Below are 16,881 nucleotides of genomic sequence, written 5' to 3'. Positions count from 1 at the left end.
GATAATATTTGCGAGGCGGGCCGCTGTTGGATTCGGCGAGGCGCGTGTCGACGAGCCCGTCGTCCTGCATGCGCCGCATCAGCGGGTAGATCGTTCCTTCTCCCATGCCGACGCCGGAAGCGAGCGCGCTGGCAATCTCATAGGCATAGCTTTCGCCGCGCGCCAACAGCGCCAGCACGCACAGTTCGAGTGCACCTTTCTTGAGCTGGACTTGGTTCTGTTCGGTCATGGCAGCTGCGCGGTTGGCCGTGGAGACAACATATTGCAAGGTACCTTTTAATGCAAGGTACATCTCTATAAAAGGTAGCGCCCCGGCTGTCGCGAGCGCGGCCGGCGCGATCACGTTTGCTGGAGGGAAGAGAACAAAGGGGCTGTCATCTGCAGGTGAACGGGAGGCTGCACCGGGCTCCCGCATCGCTCAGGGGGTGTCTGCGGGCTTGCTCCCGCCTCTCCCGCCTGCTTGCGGGAGAGCATAGGCCGCCTTCGGCGGCCGTCCTTCCAAAGGACGCCGAGGCTATGCACGCCCCGGGGCGATGCGAAGCATCGTCTCGCGCGTGGCAAGCGATAGCCCTGCGCCAAGGCGCAGTGGGTTTCGTTGACGCGCTACAAATCCTACGAGCTACGAACCATCGACTATTGCCCGGCTTCCGCCAGCAGCGTTGTCGCATAGACCGGCTTGGTGAGGAATGTCGCGCCGGGCGGCAGGGGACGCGGCAGCGGATGACCCGAGATCACGATGATCCGCATGCCGGCGTTCTGCTGCTGGGCAAAGTGCGCGAGCTCCACGCCGTCCATCTTGCCCACCAGACTGATGTCCGTGACCATTAGCGAAGGGTGCCGTGCTTTCAGCGCCAGTGCTGCGGTCTCTGCATCCTCGCATTGGAGTACCTGGAAATTGCTCTCCTCGAGCAGCAGCGCGAGCATCTCGCGTTGAATGTCGTCATCTTCGACGACGATCGCGGTCGGGCGGATCGGCTTTGATGGGCCCATGACGCACCTCGCTTTCTAACTTTTGTTAATTGCCGAGGGGCAGTTCTGTTCCGGCGTAAAATGGGTTCCGCCCGTGCGCGGGTTGCCGTCTGCTTCCGGCTGTGCAGGCAACTGGCAGAGCAAGTGCTCCGCCTCAGCCAAGATGGTGCGGACAAATCTCCGCTCCTCGATCGCCTCGCTGGTGAAGTAGCCGTGCTTGAGGGCATTGCTGTTTCCATCAGGCGCGCCGGATCCCCATGCGCCGCCGTGCATGCGGCAGCGCATCCTGCCGCGCAGCGCCGGCGCGCGGCAGGCGTCACCATTGCGTGTTTGCGCGCCGCAACGCCGGCTCGTTCGCATCGCGCAGGTGTTGCGGGCGTGGCTCATGCCGGGAGAGCCGCCGCATCAACAAAGCCGGGCTGCGCAGCGATCAGGTTCGTGTGCTGCGTGAAGTTGCCGACCACGGCCTTGCCGCCGTCCTGCACCGAGAGATTCTGCACCGTGATCGCGCAGCCGCCGCTGCTGCGGTGACGGTTCAGCGCCTCGATCTGCGCCGCGAAGGTGCGTGACAGCCGAGTCATGGCGCGGGTGAGGCTCTCCTGCTGCTGAACATCGTCGGTGCAGGCGAGGCGGCAGGCGCAGCGCATGGTCGCGACCTGAATGCTCACCATCTGCGCCGCCAGCATGGATTCGAGCGAATCCCTCGGCGCGATGCTCTTCAGTGTCGAGACCATGAAGGCGAGGTTGCCCTGGTCGGGCTTGCGCGCGACGACGCTGGCCTTCACCAGCTGGCTCAACAGGCCATGCAGCGCGTCGCGGTCGGCGGCGCCGAGCGCCTCGGCCAGCAGCGCTTCGCCGGTGTTCGTATCAGGGTGTTCGATCACGATGCGCCGGCGACGGAGCTTGACTTTCGGGCTGGCAATGATCGCGGCGCGATTGCTGGCTGCGATGGCCGTCGTTTCGGGAGAGGTCAGGGATGTGGTCATGCGATGGGTCCTTTGCCGGCGCAGGCGCGCGGCCTCGCGGCGAGCGAAGCCGATCGGGCGTCTACTGATGCGGCGGTTGAGATTTTTCAGGTGGAGATGAGACGTTGTCGCGCAGCCTGGTCGAGCGCGCCGCCCCGTTGGGCGGAGCTGGACAGGGCCTGATAGCGCGATGATGCCACCATACTCCTGTTTTGCCCGACGGGTCAAAGTGATTTTCTGAAATTCAGCAGTCGCCCGCGCGAAGGGCCCTCGATCTGGCGGGCGCCGGCTACTGTGCATGGGGTTGTTTTCGACGGGCCGGGATGCGGTGCTCTTCGACGGCATCCACAAGGTTCCGTGCCGGTGAAGCACCCGGGTCTCATCCGGGAAAAACTGGAACCTCGCTTCTTAACGCAGGTTAGTAGCCAATATTTGTCGGGACAAAAGGGAGAGAACCATGATCCGCCTGTTGGCAACCACCGCATTGGGACTTGTGCTGGCGAACGCCGCCTTTGCGCAAGCGCCGAATGCGAACACGACCTCGCAGCAATCCGCACCATCGCAAGACAAATCCGCGACGACCTCCACCACCACGCCATCGGGGATGGCTCAGTCGCAGCAGCCCAGCTCGCAGCCGCAGCAGCCCTCGACGTCGGGACCGTCGGCACAGAATAACCAGAGCACCGCACCATCTTCCGCATCCCCCGGTTCCGGGACCAACGCGGCCAACAACACGGATACATCGTCACGGCCGCAGACCGGTACGGCGAGCTCGAGCCCGGCCAATCCGCCCGCGAGCCAGCAAAGCGCCAATCCGCCTGCGACGAACACCAACCAGGCACAGGATCGCAGTCAGCCGCCCGCCAACACCAACAACCAGGCGCAGCAGGCGCCGAGCGCGACCGGAACCAATCAGGCTCAGCAGGCGCCGGCCAACAACCAGGCTCAGCAGGCGCCGAGCAGCAACCAGGCGCAGGGCGCGCGCACCGACGCCAATTCGCAGATGGCTGCCCGAACCGACGTCAAGCTCGACCGGCAGCAGGAGACCAAGATCAGCGCCTCGATCTCGCACCTGAACGTGCGGCCGCTGACCAACGTGAATTTCTCGCTGAACGTCGGCACGGTGGTGCCGCGCGACGTGCAGCTGGCGACGCTGCCGCCTGACGTCGTGGAGATCGTGCCGCAATATCGCGGCTACAGCTTTGCACTGGTCAAGGACGAGATCGTCATCGTCGATCCCGCCACCTACAAGATCGTAACGGTGCTGCCGTACTCAGGGCAATCCACCGCGACGACGACAACGACGACGCGCGAGCGCAGCGCCAGCAAGTTCTCGGATCGGGATCGCGAGGTCATCCGCAAGCACGTCAAGGCGCGCCCCGAGCGGAGCGAAGTGCGGACCACCGGCAGCACCGCGCGCACCGAGATTCATGTCGGCGATCGCGTTCCTGACAGTGTCGAGGTCGAGGAGTTCCCGAGCACCGTCTACCAGGACGCGCCGGGTCTGCGGGACTACCGCTACATCCATCGTGACACGCGGACCTATGTCGTCGAGCCCCACGAGCGTCGCGTGATCGAGGAGGTCGAGTAGCCGCCGCAGGAAGCCGCTCCATCGAGCGGCTTCCTGATCCATGCATCAGCCCGAGGAGCGCTCGCGCGCCGCCAAGCGGACGGCGTGGGCCTTCGCCCCCTTCGCTCCGCCCTTGGCGCGGGCCGCGATCATGCTGTGCGCCTTGCCGCGGGCGGCGCCGCCCTTGCGGAGCAGGGACACGAGATGCTTGCGGGCGCGATTGGCCGCGAGCCGCGCCGCCAGCTGCTCGGCCCTGCGAATGATGCTGGCGGCCGAGGGCGTGAGGCTCGCGGGCACCCAGGCAACGTCCCTGGCCTTGGAGAGGCTGCCGACGCCCTCGCACGGCGCCTCGCGCGGCAGGTCGATCCGGATCGCCAGCGCATCCGAACGCTCGATCCAGTCTTCGGCTTTGGTGCCGGTGATGATGCGGACATAGTCGCGCGTCTCGCGCGGCAGCTCGCTCTCCCTGGCGAGCCATTTCTGGATCCGGCCGGGGCCGGCGTTGTAGGCGGCTGCGGCGAGGCCGAGATTGCCGAAATCATCGCGAAGCTTGCGCAGGAATCTTGCCGATGCGGGCAGCGCCTTCATGGGATCGAAGGGATCGTCGAGCCCCATTTCGGCGGCGGTCTCCGGCATGAACTGCGCAACGCCTTGTGCGCCAGCCTGGCTGACCTCGTTGGATTTGAAGCGGCTCTCCTGCCAGAGCAGGCGGGCAAAGAACGGCACGGGAATGCCGCTCTCCTCCGCCGCTTGCTTCAGCGCGCGGCAGAATTGTTCAGTCGGGGACGGCGGAGTCTCCGCGGCAGTTTCGACACCGGGCTCCGGCTCGATCGTCTCCTCGTAGGACGCACGCGCATTGGCAAGTTCGATGGCCTGTACGCTGGCGAGGAAGAGGTCGACGAGCGGCACCAAGGAGGGCGCGCGATCGGACTTCGGCGTGGCTTGGTCGACATGTGAGATCTGCCATGTCGGCTCCGGGCTGACGTCGCACATCAGAAGCAGGAACGCAGCGCAAGCCGCGACGAGAAATCGCATCTCGGTAAGAGTCCTCGAACTGTGGGGAACGACCAGCGAGCGCTGGTGACAAGGACTTCTTAACCGTAATTGCGGCGAAGCTGCGATTCCGAAAGACCACCGGTGTTAGTACGGTGTTCCCGTCGCAGGAACGCGCGTGGCCGCTTCCGCCGTTCCACAGCAGCTCAGGATCAGCCGGCGATGAAGGCGATCAGGGTGCCATTGGCCTTGGCCGGGGGCACGACGATTGCCGCTCCGCTGCGAACGCCTGCCGGGCCGAGTGCCTTCTCGGTCGCTGCGAGATCGCCGCTGACGAGCACCAGCGCTGCGCCGCCGCGCCCTGAGAGGCCAGCGAGCGGCACGCCGCGATAGCGCTTGCCGAGCTGCTCCAGCGTCAGATAGACGAAGTCGGCGCGGTCGCCGCCTGAGGGCACTGTCACTGCGCCGTCAGCTCCTGCCTTCGGCTCGCGATCGATCAGCCGCGCCAGATGAGCGGCTTCCGCTGCGGGCTCGGGCGCCGCGATCAGCACCTGGCTGATCCGCTTCGCCGCGTTGGCGTGCTTCATCAGCTCGGGAATCCACACCGTCTCGCGGGTCTTGTGCTGACAGGCGAAGATGCGCACGCCGCCGGGCGCTTCGGCGGTCGGCCACATGAAGGTGCGGAATTTGGCGGCCGAGACCGTGCCGTCAGGCAGTGTCACCGGACGCTCGAAATCGGTCGGGCCAACAGGCGTGAAGCCGCGTGCGCGGATTTCCTCGGCACCTTCTGTAGAATCGATCGCGGTGAAGGCGATGCGCTCGATGCCTTCACCCTGTCGCTCGACAAAGGCGCGCGCCGGCGCATTGTGCTCGGTTGCGACCAGCACGCCGAGCAGCTCCATATAATCGGGGTCGAACATGATGGTGTAGTTGCCGGTGCCCATATGCGCGCTGTGGGTGCCCCGCGGCGACAGCGTGAAGCCAAGCTGGCGATAGTTCTCGGCAGCCTTGTCGAGGTCCTTCACCATGACCACGGCGTGGTCGATACCGATGACATTCTTGAGGGCCACTGTGATTTCCCCGGCAATTGCGAACTGACTCTGGACGGCCTGCGGCCGCCGGTCCTGTCTACGCCGGATAAGCGCCCAAGTCATTTTCAAATCGGGGGGGAGATCCGGGTTTTCATTCCGCGAACGCGGCATCGACGCGTTGTGTTCAGCGATGCTGCTCGCCGATATAGGCGGCGAGGACGGCGCGCTCCTCGCTGGTCATCTCGGTGATATTGCCCGGCGGCATCGCATTGGACCAGGCCGCGACGCGCCCGATCAGGCGGATGTTGCGATGGATGTGCTCGGGTGCATCGAGCAGGATGCCCCTCGGCGCGGTGACGATGCCGGCCCAGACCGGCTCGGCAGCATGGCACATGCTGCAGCGGGACATCACGATCTCCTCGACATTGGCGAGTGTCGGCTGCGTCGACAGCGCGCCGGTCTTGACCTCGCGCGGGCCAGCTGCGGAGAGAAAAAGGATCGCGATGGCGCCAACTGCCGCCACGCCCCATACCCACCATGGCGATTTGCGCCCGGCATGGCCCTCGTTGAAGAAGTGGCGGATCACCGGCCCGAGCGCCAGCACGATCGCGACGATGATCCAGTTGAAGCGCGTGGCGTAGAGCAGGGGATAGTGATTGCTGATCATCAGCACGACGACCGGCAGGGTCAGATAGTTGTTGTGGACCGAGCGCTCCTTGCTGGTCTTGCCGAGCTTCGGATCGGGCGCCTGGCCTGCGATCAGGCTGGCCACGATCTTCTTCTGGTTCGGAATGATCACCGCGAAGACGTTGGCGACCATGATGGTGCCGATCAGCGCGCCGATCTGGTTGAAGGCGCCGCGGCCGCTGAGCACGTGGGTGAAGGCGTAGGTCAGCGCGACCAGGAACAGATAGCCGCCGATGGCGAAGGGCAGCTCGCGCTGCGCAAGCCCGGTGCGGCAGGCGGCCTCGTAAAGCAGCCACGCCAGTGCAAGGCTGCCGAAGCTGAAAAGCCCGGCCTGCAAAGGCGTGAGATCGAGGATCGACTTGTCGACCAGGAACAGGTCGGCGTCGAGATAATACACCACCACCATCAGCGCGAAGCCGGACAGCCAGGTGGTGTAGGCCTCCCATTTGAACCAGGTCAGTTCGTCCGGCATCTGGGCGGGAGCCACGAGATACTTCATGATCCGGTAGAAGCCGCCGCCATGGACCTGCCAGGCCTCGCCCTGCACGCCGTCAGGCAAATCGCTCCTGGGCTTGAGACTGAGGTCGAGGGCGATGAAATAGAACGAGCTGCCGATCCAGGCGATCGCGGCCACCACGTGCAGCCAGCGCAGCAGCAGGCCCGCCCATTCCGATACGATCGATCCCCACATGATCACCCCATCAATCGCGACACCGATGCCGCAGCTTTGATGACCGCAACCTGCGGCCGTGCCCTTACAATCTGTTGCACCGATCCGCACCGTTTTCCAGTACGATGGATCACACCATCTGCACATCATGCGGGCATGAGCTGACGTGGGATTTGGCAGATAAGTCCGGGAGGAAGGTGGCGTGAAGATTCATGTTGCGCACATGATGCTGTCCGCATGGCTGTTGAGCGTCTGCACCGTTGCCCAAGGCGAGCCCATGCTGCAGGGCAAGGATGCCTATGGTAGTTGGCAGGCCGACAAGCCCGGTACCGTCAGACTGATCCGCCCGCAGGATCTGGCCAAGCCCGGAGCCACGCCCTCGGTCTCAAATCCCACGCGCGTGACCGCGCGCGGCAGCGCGACACCTGATGTGCCTGACGGATTCAAGATCGAGCTTTTGGCTGACGGCCTCTCCGACCCCCGCGTGCTGCGCGTCGCGCCCAATGGCGATATCTTCGTTGCCGAGACCGGGCCGGGGCGCATTCGCGTGTTGCGTCTCGCAGAGGGCGGCAAGGTTGCGAGCAACGAGGTCTTTGCCAGCGGGCTCACCCGACCGTTCGGCATCGCCTTCTTCCCGAATGGTGACAATCCGCAATGGGTCTATGTCGCCAATGCCGGCAACGTCGTCCGCTTTGCCTATCGTGCCGGCGACCTGAAGGCCTCGGGCAAGGCCGATGTGGTGGTGGCCAACCTGGCGCATGGATCGGGCCATTCCACCCGCGACATCGTGTTCACGCCTGACGGCAAGCGCATGCTGGTGTCGGTCGGCTCCGCCAGCAACGTCGCCGAGGGCATGGGCAGCCCGCCCGGCGGGCTCGAGACCTGGGCGCACACCCAGGCGCTCGGTGCGTCCTGGGGCTATGAGGCCGAGCGGGCCGCAGTGCTCTCCTTCACCCCCGAAGGCAAGGACCGCAAGCTCTACGCCACCGGCATCCGCAACTGCGTCGGCCTTGCGATCCAGCCGCAGACCGGCATGCCCTGGTGCTCGACCAACGAGCGCGACGGACTCGGCGACGATCTCGTGCCCGACTATGTCACCAGCGTGAAGGAGGGCGCCTTCTACGGCTGGCCCTGGTTCTACATCGGCGGCAATGAAGACCCGCGTCATGCCGGCGCGCGGCCGGACCTCAAGGACAAGGTGACGGTCCCTGATGTGTTGATCCAGCCGCATTCGGCATCGCTCGGCATGACCTTCTACCAGGGCACGCTGTTTCCGTCCGAATATCAGGGCGACGCCTTCGCCGCCGAGCACGGCTCCTGGAACCGCTCCAAGCGCACCGGCTACAAGGTGATCCGCATCAGGCTGAAGGACGGCAAGCCGACTGGCGAATACGAGGATTTTGTCACGGGCTTTGTCGTGAACGACAGCCAGGTGTGGGGGCGGCCGGTGGGGATCGCGGTGGCCAAGGATGGATCGCTGCTGATTTCGGAAGATACTGGCGGCACGATCTGGCGGGTGACAAGCGCGCCGCGATGATCGTGCTTGCCGCCCTCATCCCCGCCGCACACTTGCTCCGCCATCCACCGGCAGCGTCACGCCGGTGATGAAATTCGCCTCATCCGACGCCAGGAACAGCGCGGCATTCGCGACGTCCCAGCCAGTGCCCATCTTCTTGCGCAGCGGTACCTTGCTGTCGCGCTCGGCTTCGACCTCGGCGCGGGTCCTGTGCCATTCGCGGGCGCGGGTATCGACAGCCATCGGCGTGTTCATCAGGCCGGGCAGGATGACGTTGGCGCGGATACCGTATTCGGCGTTCTGGTAGGCGAGCTGCTCGGTGAAGGCGATCATGGCCGATTTCGTCGCCTTGTAGGCGACGTAGGGATAGGTGGTGATCGCTGCCATCGACGAGATGTTGATGATGGCCCCGCTCTTCTGTGCGCGCATGATCGGGATCACTTCCTTGGCCGCGAGGATGCAGCTTTTCAGATTGATGGCGACGACGCGATCGAACGCCTCCTCGGTGATTTGCAGCAGCTCGGCGTCGCCGCCGGCGAGGCTGACGCCGACATTGTTGTGCAGCACGTCGATCCGGCCCCAGCGCGATATGGCATCTGCTACCATCGCCTTGATGTCGGCGGACTTGGTCACGTCGGCCTTGAAGGCCGCGGCGGTCCCGCCTTTTGCGGTGATCATGGCAACCGTTTCCTGCGCCGATTCCAGGTGGTGATCGACACAAAGCACCTTGGCGCCCTCGCGCGCGAAGGTCAGCGCGGTGGCGCGGCCGTTGCCCATGCCTTCGCCGGGGCTCTGGCCGGCGCCGACGACGATCGCAACCTTGTCTTTGAGGCGCATCTCACTTCGCTCCCTGGATCGATACATCGCATTATTTTCGTGCACATTAGCAATCGATCCGATCCGAGAGAAGGGCGTGCTCCTGCGTTCATGTCATTGACATCACATGGAATTGCATGCTGCGGCCGGCTCATCCGGCATGGCTGCTCCTTGTTGTTCGGGAACCCTTCTGAGGTCGCGGCGTTTGTTGCGGAGCCTTTTCCGCGCTAGGCTCTCTTCGGGGCTTCCCAATCGCCAGTGGCTTGCCGATGAATCTGCTCGATCCACAAGGGCCGGTGGCTGCCGCCAACAGCACCATCCTGGTCGATTCCGTCTTCATCATGCTCGCGATCGTGGTACCGACCATTGTCGCGATCGTCGCTTTTGCGTTCTGGTTTCGCGCCTCGAACACGAGAGCACGCTTCCAGCCCGACTTCGTCTATTCCGGCCGGGTTGAGATGGTGGTGTGGTCGATCCCTGCGCTGACCGTTATCCTGCTCGGCGGCGTCGCCTGGATCGGCTCGCACCAACTCGATCCCAGAGCACCCGTGCCAGGCACCGGCAGTCCGGTGCGGATCCAAGCCGTTTCGCTCGACTGGAAATGGCTCTTCATCTATCCCGACCAGCGCATTGCGACCGTCAACAGTTTGACAATTCCCGCAGGTGCCGAACTGAATTTCCAGCTGACGTCGTCGAGCGTGATGAACGTGTTCTTCATCCCGCAGCTCGGCAGCATGATCTACACCATGAATGGCATGGTGACGAACTTGAACCTGCGTGCCGACAATGAGGGCAAGCTGCAAGGCCTCTCGGCGCATTTTTCCGGCGACGGTTTTCCCGACATGATGTTCGACGTCAACGTGGTCTCGCCGCTCTCATTTCCGGACTGGGTCGCAACCACCGCGAAGACCGATGCCGTGCTGAACGAGGACAGCTACAAGAAGCTGATGCAGCAGGGCATCGAGAAGGGCAGGCCGACCTATCGGCTCGACGATCCGCGCCTGTTCGACCTGATCGCAACCCAGCACATTCCGCCAGGGCCGGGGCCGGAGCTCGTCTCCGATGCAGGCCGTTCCCACACTGGAGGCGTTGATGCTCGGTAAGCTCGACTGGTCCGCCATTCCGTTTGATCAACCTATTCCCTTGATCGCGGGTGGCGTGGTGCTGGTTGCGATCCTGGCAGTGCTGATCTGGGTCGTCGTGAAAGGGCATCTGCCCTATCTCTGGCACGAATGGATCACCAGCGTCGATCACAAGCGGATCGGCGTCATGTACATCCTGCTGGCCTCGGTGATGCTGCTGCGTGGCGGCAGCGACGCCATCATGATGCGGATTCAGCAGGCGATCGCCTATCAGTCGCAAGGCTATCTGCCGCCGGAGCACTATAACCAGATCTTTTCTGCGCACGGTACCATCATGATCTTCTTCGTGGCGATGCCGTTCGTGATCGGACTGATGAACCTCGTCGTGCCGCTTCAGCTCGGCGTCCGCGATGTCGCGTTTCCGACCCTCAATTCGGTCGGCTTCTGGCTCACCGCGACAGGTGCCCTGCTGGTCAATCTGTCGCTCGTGATCGGCGAATTCGCCCGCACCGGGTGGCTGGCCTTTCCGCCGCTGTCGGAGCTGTCCTACTCGCCGGGTGTCGGCGTCGACTATTACGCCTGGTCGCTCCAGATCTCCGGTGTCGGGACGCTGGTCGCCGGAATCAATCTTGTCACGACAGTGCTGAAGCTGCGGACCAAGGGCATGAACTATCTGCGCATGCCGATGTTCTGCTGGACCACGCTGGCCTCGAACCTCCTGATCGTCGCGGCGTTCCCGATCCTCACAGCGACACTCGCGATGCTGCTGCTCGACCGTTACCTCGGCTTTCATTTCTTCACCAATGAAGCCGGCGGCAACGTCATGATGTTCATGAATCTGATCTGGGCCTGGGGGCATCCGGAGGTCTACATTCTGGTGCTGCCGGCCTTCGGCATCTTCTCCGAGGTGGTCTCGACCTTCTCCGGCAAGGCGCTGTTCGGCTACCGCTCCATGGTGCTTGCGACCATGGCGATCTGCGTCATCTCCTTCATGGTCTGGCTGCATCACTTCTTCACCATGGGCGCAGGCCCCGACGTCAACGCCATCTTCGGCATCGCCAGCATGATCATCGCGGTGCCGACGGGCGTGAAGATCTACAATTGGCTGTTCACGATGTATGGCGGTCGCATCCGCTTTGCGACGCCGATGCTGTGGGCGGTCGGCTTCATGGTCACCTTTATCATTGGCGGATTGACCGGCGTGCTGGTCGCGGTACCGCCGGCGGACTTCATGCTCCACAACAGCATGTTCCTGGTGGCTCATTTCCACAACGTTATCATCGGCGGCGTGCTGTTCGGCGCCTTTGCCGGCTTCGAATACTGGTTTCCCAAGGCATTCGGTTTCCGTCTCGACGAGCGCTGGGGCAAGCTGGCGTTCTGGTTCACCTTCACAGGCTTCTGGATCACCTTCGTGCCGCTCTATGCTGCCGGCATGCTCGGCATGACGCGGCGCTTGCAGCACTATAATGTTGCGGAGTGGCGACCGTGGATGATCGTGGCGGCCATCGGCATGGCCGTGCTGTCGATCGGCGTGATCTGCCAGATCATGCAGCTCGTGGTCAGCATTCGCAACCGCGAGGCGTTGCGCGACCGCACCGGCGATCCCTGGGACGGCCGCTCGCTGGAATGGGCGACCTCGTCGCCGCCGCCGGTGTTCAACTTCGCCTTCCATCCTGATGTCCGCGGCGAGGATGCCTATTGGGACATGAAGATCGCGGCCCAGCAGCAATCGCTCGAGCATGACGTGCCTGAATATCAGGACATCGAAATGCCCCGGAATTCGCCGACCGGCTTCGTCTGCGCGTTCTTCGCCACCATCATGGGCTTTGCGCTGATCTGGCACATCTGGTGGATGGTGATTTTGGGCGGCATCGGCGCCTTCGCGACCTTCGTCGTGTTCGCCTGGCGCGACCATGACGAATACGTGATTCCGGCAGCGGAAGTCGCCGCGATCGACCGCGTCAATCTCGAGGAGCGGCGCAGTCTCGTCAGCATGGCGGGGGCGATCTGATGTCGATGACCGCGACCGCCGGCCGCGCGCATGCCGATCCCCATCACATCGGTCTTGTCATCGAGCATCCCGGGCCCGCGCCAAAGCGGACCGTGACCGCCTATGGCTTCTGGGTGTTCCTGCTCTCCGACATCGTGATGTTCTCCTGCTTCTTTGCGGCTTACGCCGTGCTGGTCAACCAGACCGCTGACGGCCCCAAGGGCTCGGAGATTTTTGAGCAGCGTAACGTCGCGATCGAGACGGTTTGCCTGCTGCTGTCGAGCTTTACCTGCGGCATGGCCAGCATCGCCGCCGACGTGCGCAATCGGTTCTGGTTCTATCTCGGCATGGCCGTGACTTGCGTGCTAGGGCTGATCTTCCTCGCCATCGAGTTCAGGGAGTTTGCCGACCTCGTGTCGCGCGGCTATGGGCCGTCACGCAGCGCCTTCCTGAGCGCGTTTTTCTCGCTGGTCGGCTGCCACGGCCTGCATGTCTCGGCCGGTGTGCTCTGGCTGCTCACCATGATGGCGCAGGTCTTCGCCAAGGGCTTTCGCGCCGACGTGCTGCGTCGGATGATGTGCTTTGCGCTGTTCTGGCATGCGCTCGACATCATCTGGGTCGGGGTGTTTTCCGTCGTCTACCTGCTAGGGGGTGGCGCATGAGCGATCAGACGCATATGCCGGCCGGACATGATCTCGCGCCGGGCGACGAAGAGCAACACAGTGTCGGCGAGCGGGTGCTTGGCTATGTCGTCGGTCTTGGGCTGGCGCTAATCCTCACGGCGACTTCGTTCTTCATCGCGGGCACCGATCTGGTTTGGCAGCCATCGATCCCCGTCGCGCTGATCGTGCTCGCGATCGCGCAGATGGGCGTGCATCTGGTGTTCTTCCTGCACATCACCACGGGCCCAGACAACACCAACAACGTACTGGCGCTGGCCTTCGGGCTGCTGGTCGTCTTCCTGGTGGTCGGAGGAACCGTCTGGATCATGTCGCATCTCAACCAGAACATGCCGCCGATGGATGACTTCATCCGGATGCACAGCTAGCGCTGTACAAAAAAGAAGAGCCGCTTGTGCGTGACAAGCGGCCCAAGTCTAGGGAGGAAACGCCCGAGCAAGGACAATCCGATGAGGATCGTCTGCCAAGGAAACGCCCGCGCAAAGCGCTTGCGTACACATATAGGTGCAGCAACTCCCGTTTCAGTTCAATTCCGGATCATTACTGTCTCCGGCTACCACTCACGGCTGCGTGAACCAAATGTTCACTTTGGCCGGCGGCAATTATAGGCCTTGCGGAAGCCCGAGGCCTGGGCGTCGTCCTCCGAGCAGAACCAGCGGTCCGGCTTGGTCGTCGCGGCGTAGCTCGGGCAGCCCCTGAGGTGATAGATGCCGATATTGCCGGTGACGCGGGCGCGCACTGCGAGCTTGCCCTTGATGGCGCAGCTCGGCGGCGCGGTCAGCTCCTCCGGAAACAGCACCGCCCGAATCTCCTTGTCGCGGTCGGGGCGGCAGGCGGCGCCGAGCAGGGCGCCGTCCTTCTTCCCGGTGCGGAATTCTTGCGGTGCAACAAAGCAGCCCTTCCAGATGCCTGATGACGCCGTCTTCGCCTCGGCCGCCGCCGGCTTGACATTGGCCTTGAGCGGCTCGCGGGCGATGGCAAAGCCCAGCCTGACCAGTTGCTCGTTCAACGAGACCTTGTCGCCCTCGACCGTGCAGATCGCGCGGTGGCGCTTGCCGAATTTCTTCTCGGGACCGACGTCGTCACAGCGCACCGGCTTGCCGCCGATCAGCTTGGTGAGCTGGTCGCGGGCCTCGATGCCGCAGGTCCAGGAATCAGCGTGGTCGTCGATGCAGACCTGGTCGAGCTCGGGCGCGTCGACGCCGTCGAGCCGGTAGGTGACATCGCCGAGCTGGATCGAATTGGCATCCCGGATCGTCGCAGCCGCAGTCAGCGCGGCGGCAGGATTGGAGGTCCCCAAGAACCCGGATAGAGCGAGAAATAAAACAAGGGCGAAGGCGCGGGCGGCGGCCGATGAATTTTCGAAGGACATCATTTCTCGCTGTCGATTGCTCTGGCTCCTCGTTCCTAGCATCCGGTCATCGCCAGACCAATGGTCTGCGTTGTGCGAAGTGCGACATTCGCCAGCCAGCCTTTACTCGCCGGCCGGTCTACCCCTATCGTTCTGCAGCCTTGTAAGCCGTGATGGCCGAATCGCCCGGGAAGTGGCGAGGGCGGGAGGAAGACTTTTCGATGAAAGACCCCGTGGACGTCCTGATCATCGGCGCCGGCGCTTCTGGCGCGGCGGTGGCGTGGTCGCTGGCCGAGACGAAGATGCATATTCTCTGCCTGGAGCAGGGCGGCTGGATGAACCCGGCGGAATATCCGAGCACAGGCCGGGATTGGGAGGCCAGGTTCTTCGGCGAATGGTCGTCGAGTCCCAATATCCGCGGCCGGCCCGAGGACTATCCTGTCAACGACGACAATTCGCCGATCAAGGTCGTGAACTATAACGCCGTCGGCGGCTCGACGGTGATGTACACCGCGCACTGGCCGCGGCTGCATCCGTCCGATTTCAAGGTGAAGACGCTCGACGGCGTCGCCGACGACTGGCCGATCGACTATGACGCGCTGACGCCGTTCTTTGAAGAGAACGACCGCATGATGGGCACGTCGGGCCTGTCAGGCGATCCGCTCTCGCCATTGACCCATCCGCCGATGCCGCAGCAGCCGATGGGATTGTCCGGGGCCATCGTCGCCAAGGCCATGAACAAGCTCGGCTGGCACTGGTGGCCGTCGGACACGACCGTCGCGACCATGGACTATGAAGGCCGGGCGCGCTGCATCAATCTCGGCCATTGCACGCCGGCCTGCGCGCAAGGCGCAAAATCCTCGACCGACATCACCTATTGGCCGCATGCAATTCGCGCCGGTGTCGAGCTGCGCACGCATTGCCGCGTGCGCGAGATCACCACCGACGAGAACGGCATGGCTTCGGGCGTGGTCTATTACGACAAGGATGGCGTCGAGCAGTTCCAGCCCGCGCATGTCGTGATCATCGCCTGCAATGGCGTTGGCACGCCGCGGCTGCTGCTCAACTCGAAATCCGACCGCTTTCCGAACGGCCTTGCCAATTCGTCGGGGCTCGTCGGCAAGAACCTGATGTTCCATCCCTATGCGCAGATCTACGGCTATGTGAAGGAGCCGACCGACTCGAACCGCGCGCCGCCGACCTGCCTGTGGAGCAAGCAGTGGTACGACACGGACCTCTCGCGCGGCTTCGTGCGCGGCTATGGCGTTCAGTTCGTGCGCGGGGCAGGTCCCGTGTTCGAGGCCGTCGTCAGCGAGCAGAAGGGCATTCTGCCCTGGGGCGCGGATCACCACCGCGTCTTCCGCAAGCTCAATGGGCACCGCTTGGGCTTCTCGGCGATCTGCGAGGATCTGCCGGAGGAGCACAACCAGGTCACGCTCGATCCGGTGCTGAAGGACAGCCACGGCATTCCCGCGCCGAAGATCGACTACACGATCTCCGAGAACAGCCGGAGGATGATGGACCATGCGCTCGCCCGCGGCCGCGAGGTGCTGGAGATGGCCGGCGCAACCGACATCTGCGTCAACTCCCCGATCCCCTGGGGCGGCTGGCACCTGCTCGGCACCGCGCGGATGGGTACTGACCCCAAGCGCTCCGTCGTCAACGAATGGGGCCGCACGCATGACGTGAAGAACCTCTTCATCGTCGACGGCAGCATTTTCGTCACCTCGGGCGGCGTGAATCCGACCTCCACCATCCAGGCGCTTGCGCTCTACATCGCCGACCAGATGAAGCAGCGCCTCGCCAATTTGTTCGACTGAGGCCGTCATGACCGCTGACAACCAACTCACGCGCGCTCAGCGCGACGACCTCCGCACCATCGCCGCGATGATCGTGCCCGCCAGTGACGAGTACAAGGTGCCCGGCGCCGACGATGCCGCGATCCAGGCCGACATGCTGGCGACACTCGGCCGCGACACCAGGATGGTGGCGGCAGCGCTGGACCATCTGGCGCGGCTGGCCGGCGGGCCGCTCGCCGAGCTCGACGCGACGCAGCGCGATGCCGTGGCGCAGGAGTTTCGCAAGAACGGCGGCGCGGCTGCGGCAACGCTCGTTCGCGTCGTGCTGCAATGCTACTACCGCGACGACCGCGTGCTGCGCTCGCTTGGACTGGAGCTGCGCGCGCCGTTTCCCAAGGGCCACGTGCTCCCCGACGGCGACTGGTCGCTGCTCGATCCGGTCAAGGCGAGGGGCGGCACACTGCGGCGCGCGCCCTAGCCATCTGGGCAGTTCAGTCCCGCGCCCCAGGCGGGTCCCTTGCACGGCAGGGCACAGGCCACCATCTGTGTGAGCTTCAAGGATTCTTGCCATGCTGGATTTCACCTCAGATATCGTCGATGACGCAGCGTCATCGCGAACGACAGAATCTGCCCCCGTCGATGACCGGGTCCTGCTGGACGCCTATTCCAACGCCGTGATCGATGTGACCGACCGCGTCGGTCCTGCCGTCGTGCGCGTTGAGACGGGACCAAAAACGCCGAATGGCCGCGAGCGTGGCGGGN

General features: G+C 64.0%; 17 protein-coding genes and 1 pseudogene. 9 read left to right on the top strand and 9 right to left on the bottom strand.

Translation table 11 applies throughout. The features are described from left to right. From AOQ71_RS28200 to AOQ71_RS28185, 4 genes are all read right to left on the bottom strand, one after another. Positions 1-229: PadR family transcriptional regulator (locus tag AOQ71_RS28200; RefSeq protein ID WP_347336717.1), on the bottom strand; the 229-nt coding region annotated here is incomplete at its 3' end. Between the two features lie 404 nt (positions 230-633). Next, complete coding sequence (locus AOQ71_RS28195) at positions 634-990, bottom strand: response regulator (RefSeq protein ID WP_057753486.1); 357 nt, start codon at positions 988-990, stop codon at positions 634-636. 15 nt (positions 991-1,005) lie between these two features. Then, positions 1,006-1,356 (bottom strand): HGGxSTG domain-containing protein, encoded by a 351-nt coding sequence (locus AOQ71_RS28190; RefSeq protein ID WP_063958311.1) that lies wholly within the window; start codon positions 1,354-1,356, stop codon positions 1,006-1,008. Next, entirely contained in the window at positions 1,353-1,955 is a 603-nt protein-coding gene (locus AOQ71_RS28185; protein WP_057753483.1) for a hypothetical protein, read from the bottom strand. The genes AOQ71_RS28190 and AOQ71_RS28185 overlap by 4 nt, the downstream gene beginning before the upstream one ends. Before the next feature lie 436 nt (positions 1,956-2,391). Between AOQ71_RS28185 and AOQ71_RS28180 the strand changes: the two genes are divergently transcribed. Continuing rightward, positions 2,392-3,525 (top strand): DUF1236 domain-containing protein, encoded by a 1,134-nt coding sequence (locus AOQ71_RS28180; protein WP_057753480.1) that lies wholly within the window; start codon positions 2,392-2,394, stop codon positions 3,523-3,525. A gap of 45 nt (positions 3,526-3,570) precedes the next feature. Here AOQ71_RS28180 and AOQ71_RS28175 read toward each other — a convergent pair whose 3' ends face one another. The 3 genes from AOQ71_RS28175 to AOQ71_RS28165 form a co-directional block, all read right to left on the bottom strand. After that, on the bottom strand, positions 3,571-4,539 hold the full coding sequence (locus tag AOQ71_RS28175) for a lytic transglycosylase domain-containing protein (RefSeq protein WP_057753477.1): 969 nt from the start codon (positions 4,537-4,539) through the stop codon (positions 3,571-3,573). A gap of 170 nt (positions 4,540-4,709) precedes the next feature. Beyond that, positions 4,710-5,567 (bottom strand): VOC family protein, encoded by an 858-nt coding sequence (locus AOQ71_RS28170; protein WP_057753475.1) that lies wholly within the window; start codon positions 5,565-5,567, stop codon positions 4,710-4,712. A gap of 145 nt (positions 5,568-5,712) precedes the next feature. Next, entirely contained in the window at positions 5,713-6,906 is a 1,194-nt protein-coding gene (locus tag AOQ71_RS28165) for a urate hydroxylase PuuD (protein WP_057753472.1), read from the bottom strand. Positions 6,907-7,111: 205 nt separating this feature from the next. Between AOQ71_RS28165 and AOQ71_RS28160 the strand changes: the two genes are divergently transcribed. Beyond that, entirely contained in the window at positions 7,112-8,422 is a 1,311-nt protein-coding gene (locus tag AOQ71_RS28160) for a PQQ-dependent sugar dehydrogenase (RefSeq protein ID WP_057753857.1), read from the top strand. A gap of 15 nt (positions 8,423-8,437) precedes the next feature. On the opposite strand, the gene AOQ71_RS28155 is transcribed toward AOQ71_RS28160, so the two are convergent. Beyond that, a complete protein-coding gene (locus AOQ71_RS28155) occupies positions 8,438-9,238 on the bottom strand; it encodes an SDR family NAD(P)-dependent oxidoreductase (RefSeq protein WP_057753469.1) in 801 nt (266 codons plus the stop codon). Between the two features lie 248 nt (positions 9,239-9,486). On the opposite strand from AOQ71_RS28155, the gene AOQ71_RS28150 reads away from it, so the two are divergent. Genes AOQ71_RS28150 through cyoD form a run of 4 tightly spaced genes read left to right on the top strand, consistent with a single transcriptional unit; the run spans position 9,487 to position 13,337 of the window. Continuing rightward, positions 9,487-10,320 carry a cytochrome ubiquinol oxidase subunit II family protein gene (locus AOQ71_RS28150; protein ID WP_057753466.1) on the top strand — a complete coding sequence of 278 codons (834 nt, stop codon included), beginning with the start codon at positions 9,487-9,489 and terminating at the stop codon, positions 10,318-10,320. Continuing rightward, positions 10,310-12,310, top strand: a complete 2,001-nt coding sequence (gene cyoB, locus AOQ71_RS28145; RefSeq protein ID WP_057753855.1) for a cytochrome o ubiquinol oxidase subunit I — start codon at positions 10,310-10,312, stop codon at positions 12,308-12,310. The genes AOQ71_RS28150 and cyoB overlap by 11 nt, the downstream gene beginning before the upstream one ends. Then, positions 12,310-12,951 (top strand): cytochrome (ubi)quinol oxidase subunit III, encoded by a 642-nt coding sequence (locus AOQ71_RS28140; RefSeq protein WP_057753462.1) that lies wholly within the window; start codon positions 12,310-12,312, stop codon positions 12,949-12,951. Before cyoB ends, AOQ71_RS28140 begins: the two co-directional genes overlap by 1 nt. Continuing rightward, positions 12,948-13,337: a cytochrome o ubiquinol oxidase subunit IV gene (gene cyoD, locus AOQ71_RS28135; protein ID WP_057753459.1), complete on the top strand. Its 390-nt coding sequence runs from the start codon at positions 12,948-12,950 to the stop codon at positions 13,335-13,337. The genes AOQ71_RS28140 and cyoD overlap by 4 nt, the downstream gene beginning before the upstream one ends. Positions 13,338-13,552: 215 nt before the next feature. On the opposite strand, the gene AOQ71_RS28130 is transcribed toward cyoD, so the two are convergent. Next, positions 13,553-14,341: a thermonuclease family protein gene (locus AOQ71_RS28130; RefSeq protein ID WP_057753852.1), complete on the bottom strand. Its 789-nt coding sequence runs from the start codon at positions 14,339-14,341 to the stop codon at positions 13,553-13,555. 200 nt (positions 14,342-14,541) lie between these two features. Between AOQ71_RS28130 and AOQ71_RS28125 the strand changes: the two genes are divergently transcribed. The 3 genes and pseudogenes from AOQ71_RS28125 to AOQ71_RS48695 form a co-directional block, all read left to right on the top strand. Further along, positions 14,542-16,140 carry a GMC family oxidoreductase gene (locus AOQ71_RS28125; protein ID WP_057753456.1) on the top strand — a complete coding sequence of 533 codons (1,599 nt, stop codon included), beginning with the start codon at positions 14,542-14,544 and terminating at the stop codon, positions 16,138-16,140. A gap of 7 nt (positions 16,141-16,147) precedes the next feature. After that, entirely contained in the window at positions 16,148-16,597 is a 450-nt protein-coding gene (locus tag AOQ71_RS28120) for a gluconate 2-dehydrogenase subunit 3 family protein (protein ID WP_057753453.1), read from the top strand. Between the two features lie 91 nt (positions 16,598-16,688). After that, positions 16,689-16,880 (top strand): annotated as a pseudogene (locus AOQ71_RS48695) (serine protease); the annotation flags it as partial. Between the last annotated feature and the right edge of the window lies 1 nt (position 16,881).

This window comes from Bradyrhizobium manausense (genome assembly GCF_001440035.1).
In the GTDB taxonomy this organism is placed as follows: domain Bacteria; phylum Pseudomonadota; class Alphaproteobacteria; order Rhizobiales; family Xanthobacteraceae; genus Bradyrhizobium; species Bradyrhizobium manausense.
This window is presented reverse-complemented; position numbering and strand designations above follow the sequence as displayed.

Excerpts from the sequence above, each read along its gene's own strand:
- AOQ71_RS28195 (WP_057753486.1), bottom strand. The coding sequence starts at position 990 with ATGGGCCCATCAAAGCCGATCCGCCCGACCGCGATCGTCGTCGAAGAT.
- AOQ71_RS28190 (WP_063958311.1), bottom strand. The coding sequence starts at position 1,356 with ATGAGCCACGCCCGCAACACCTGCGCGATGCGAACGAGCCGGCGTTGC.
- AOQ71_RS28185 (WP_057753483.1), bottom strand. The coding sequence starts at position 1,955 with ATGACCACATCCCTGACCTCTCCCGAAACGACGGCCATCGCAGCCAGC.
- AOQ71_RS28180 (WP_057753480.1), top strand. The coding sequence starts at position 2,392 with ATGATCCGCCTGTTGGCAACCACCGCATTGGGACTTGTGCTGGCGAAC.
- AOQ71_RS28175 (WP_057753477.1), bottom strand. The coding sequence starts at position 4,539 with ATGCGATTTCTCGTCGCGGCTTGCGCTGCGTTCCTGCTTCTGATGTGC.
- AOQ71_RS28165 (WP_057753472.1), bottom strand. The coding sequence starts at position 6,906 with ATGTGGGGATCGATCGTATCGGAATGGGCGGGCCTGCTGCTGCGCTGG.
- AOQ71_RS28160 (WP_057753857.1), top strand. The coding sequence starts at position 7,112 with ATGCTGTCCGCATGGCTGTTGAGCGTCTGCACCGTTGCCCAAGGCGAG.
- AOQ71_RS28155 (WP_057753469.1), bottom strand. The coding sequence starts at position 9,238 with ATGCGCCTCAAAGACAAGGTTGCGATCGTCGTCGGCGCCGGCCAGAGC.
- AOQ71_RS28150 (WP_057753466.1), top strand. The coding sequence starts at position 9,487 with ATGAATCTGCTCGATCCACAAGGGCCGGTGGCTGCCGCCAACAGCACC.
- cyoB (WP_057753855.1), top strand. The coding sequence starts at position 10,310 with ATGCTCGGTAAGCTCGACTGGTCCGCCATTCCGTTTGATCAACCTATT.
- AOQ71_RS28140 (WP_057753462.1), top strand. The coding sequence starts at position 12,310 with ATGTCGATGACCGCGACCGCCGGCCGCGCGCATGCCGATCCCCATCAC.
- cyoD (WP_057753459.1), top strand. The coding sequence starts at position 12,948 with ATGAGCGATCAGACGCATATGCCGGCCGGACATGATCTCGCGCCGGGC.
- AOQ71_RS28130 (WP_057753852.1), bottom strand. The coding sequence starts at position 14,341 with ATGTCCTTCGAAAATTCATCGGCCGCCGCCCGCGCCTTCGCCCTTGTT.
- AOQ71_RS28125 (WP_057753456.1), top strand. The coding sequence starts at position 14,542 with ATGAAAGACCCCGTGGACGTCCTGATCATCGGCGCCGGCGCTTCTGGC.
- AOQ71_RS28120 (WP_057753453.1), top strand. The coding sequence starts at position 16,148 with ATGACCGCTGACAACCAACTCACGCGCGCTCAGCGCGACGACCTCCGC.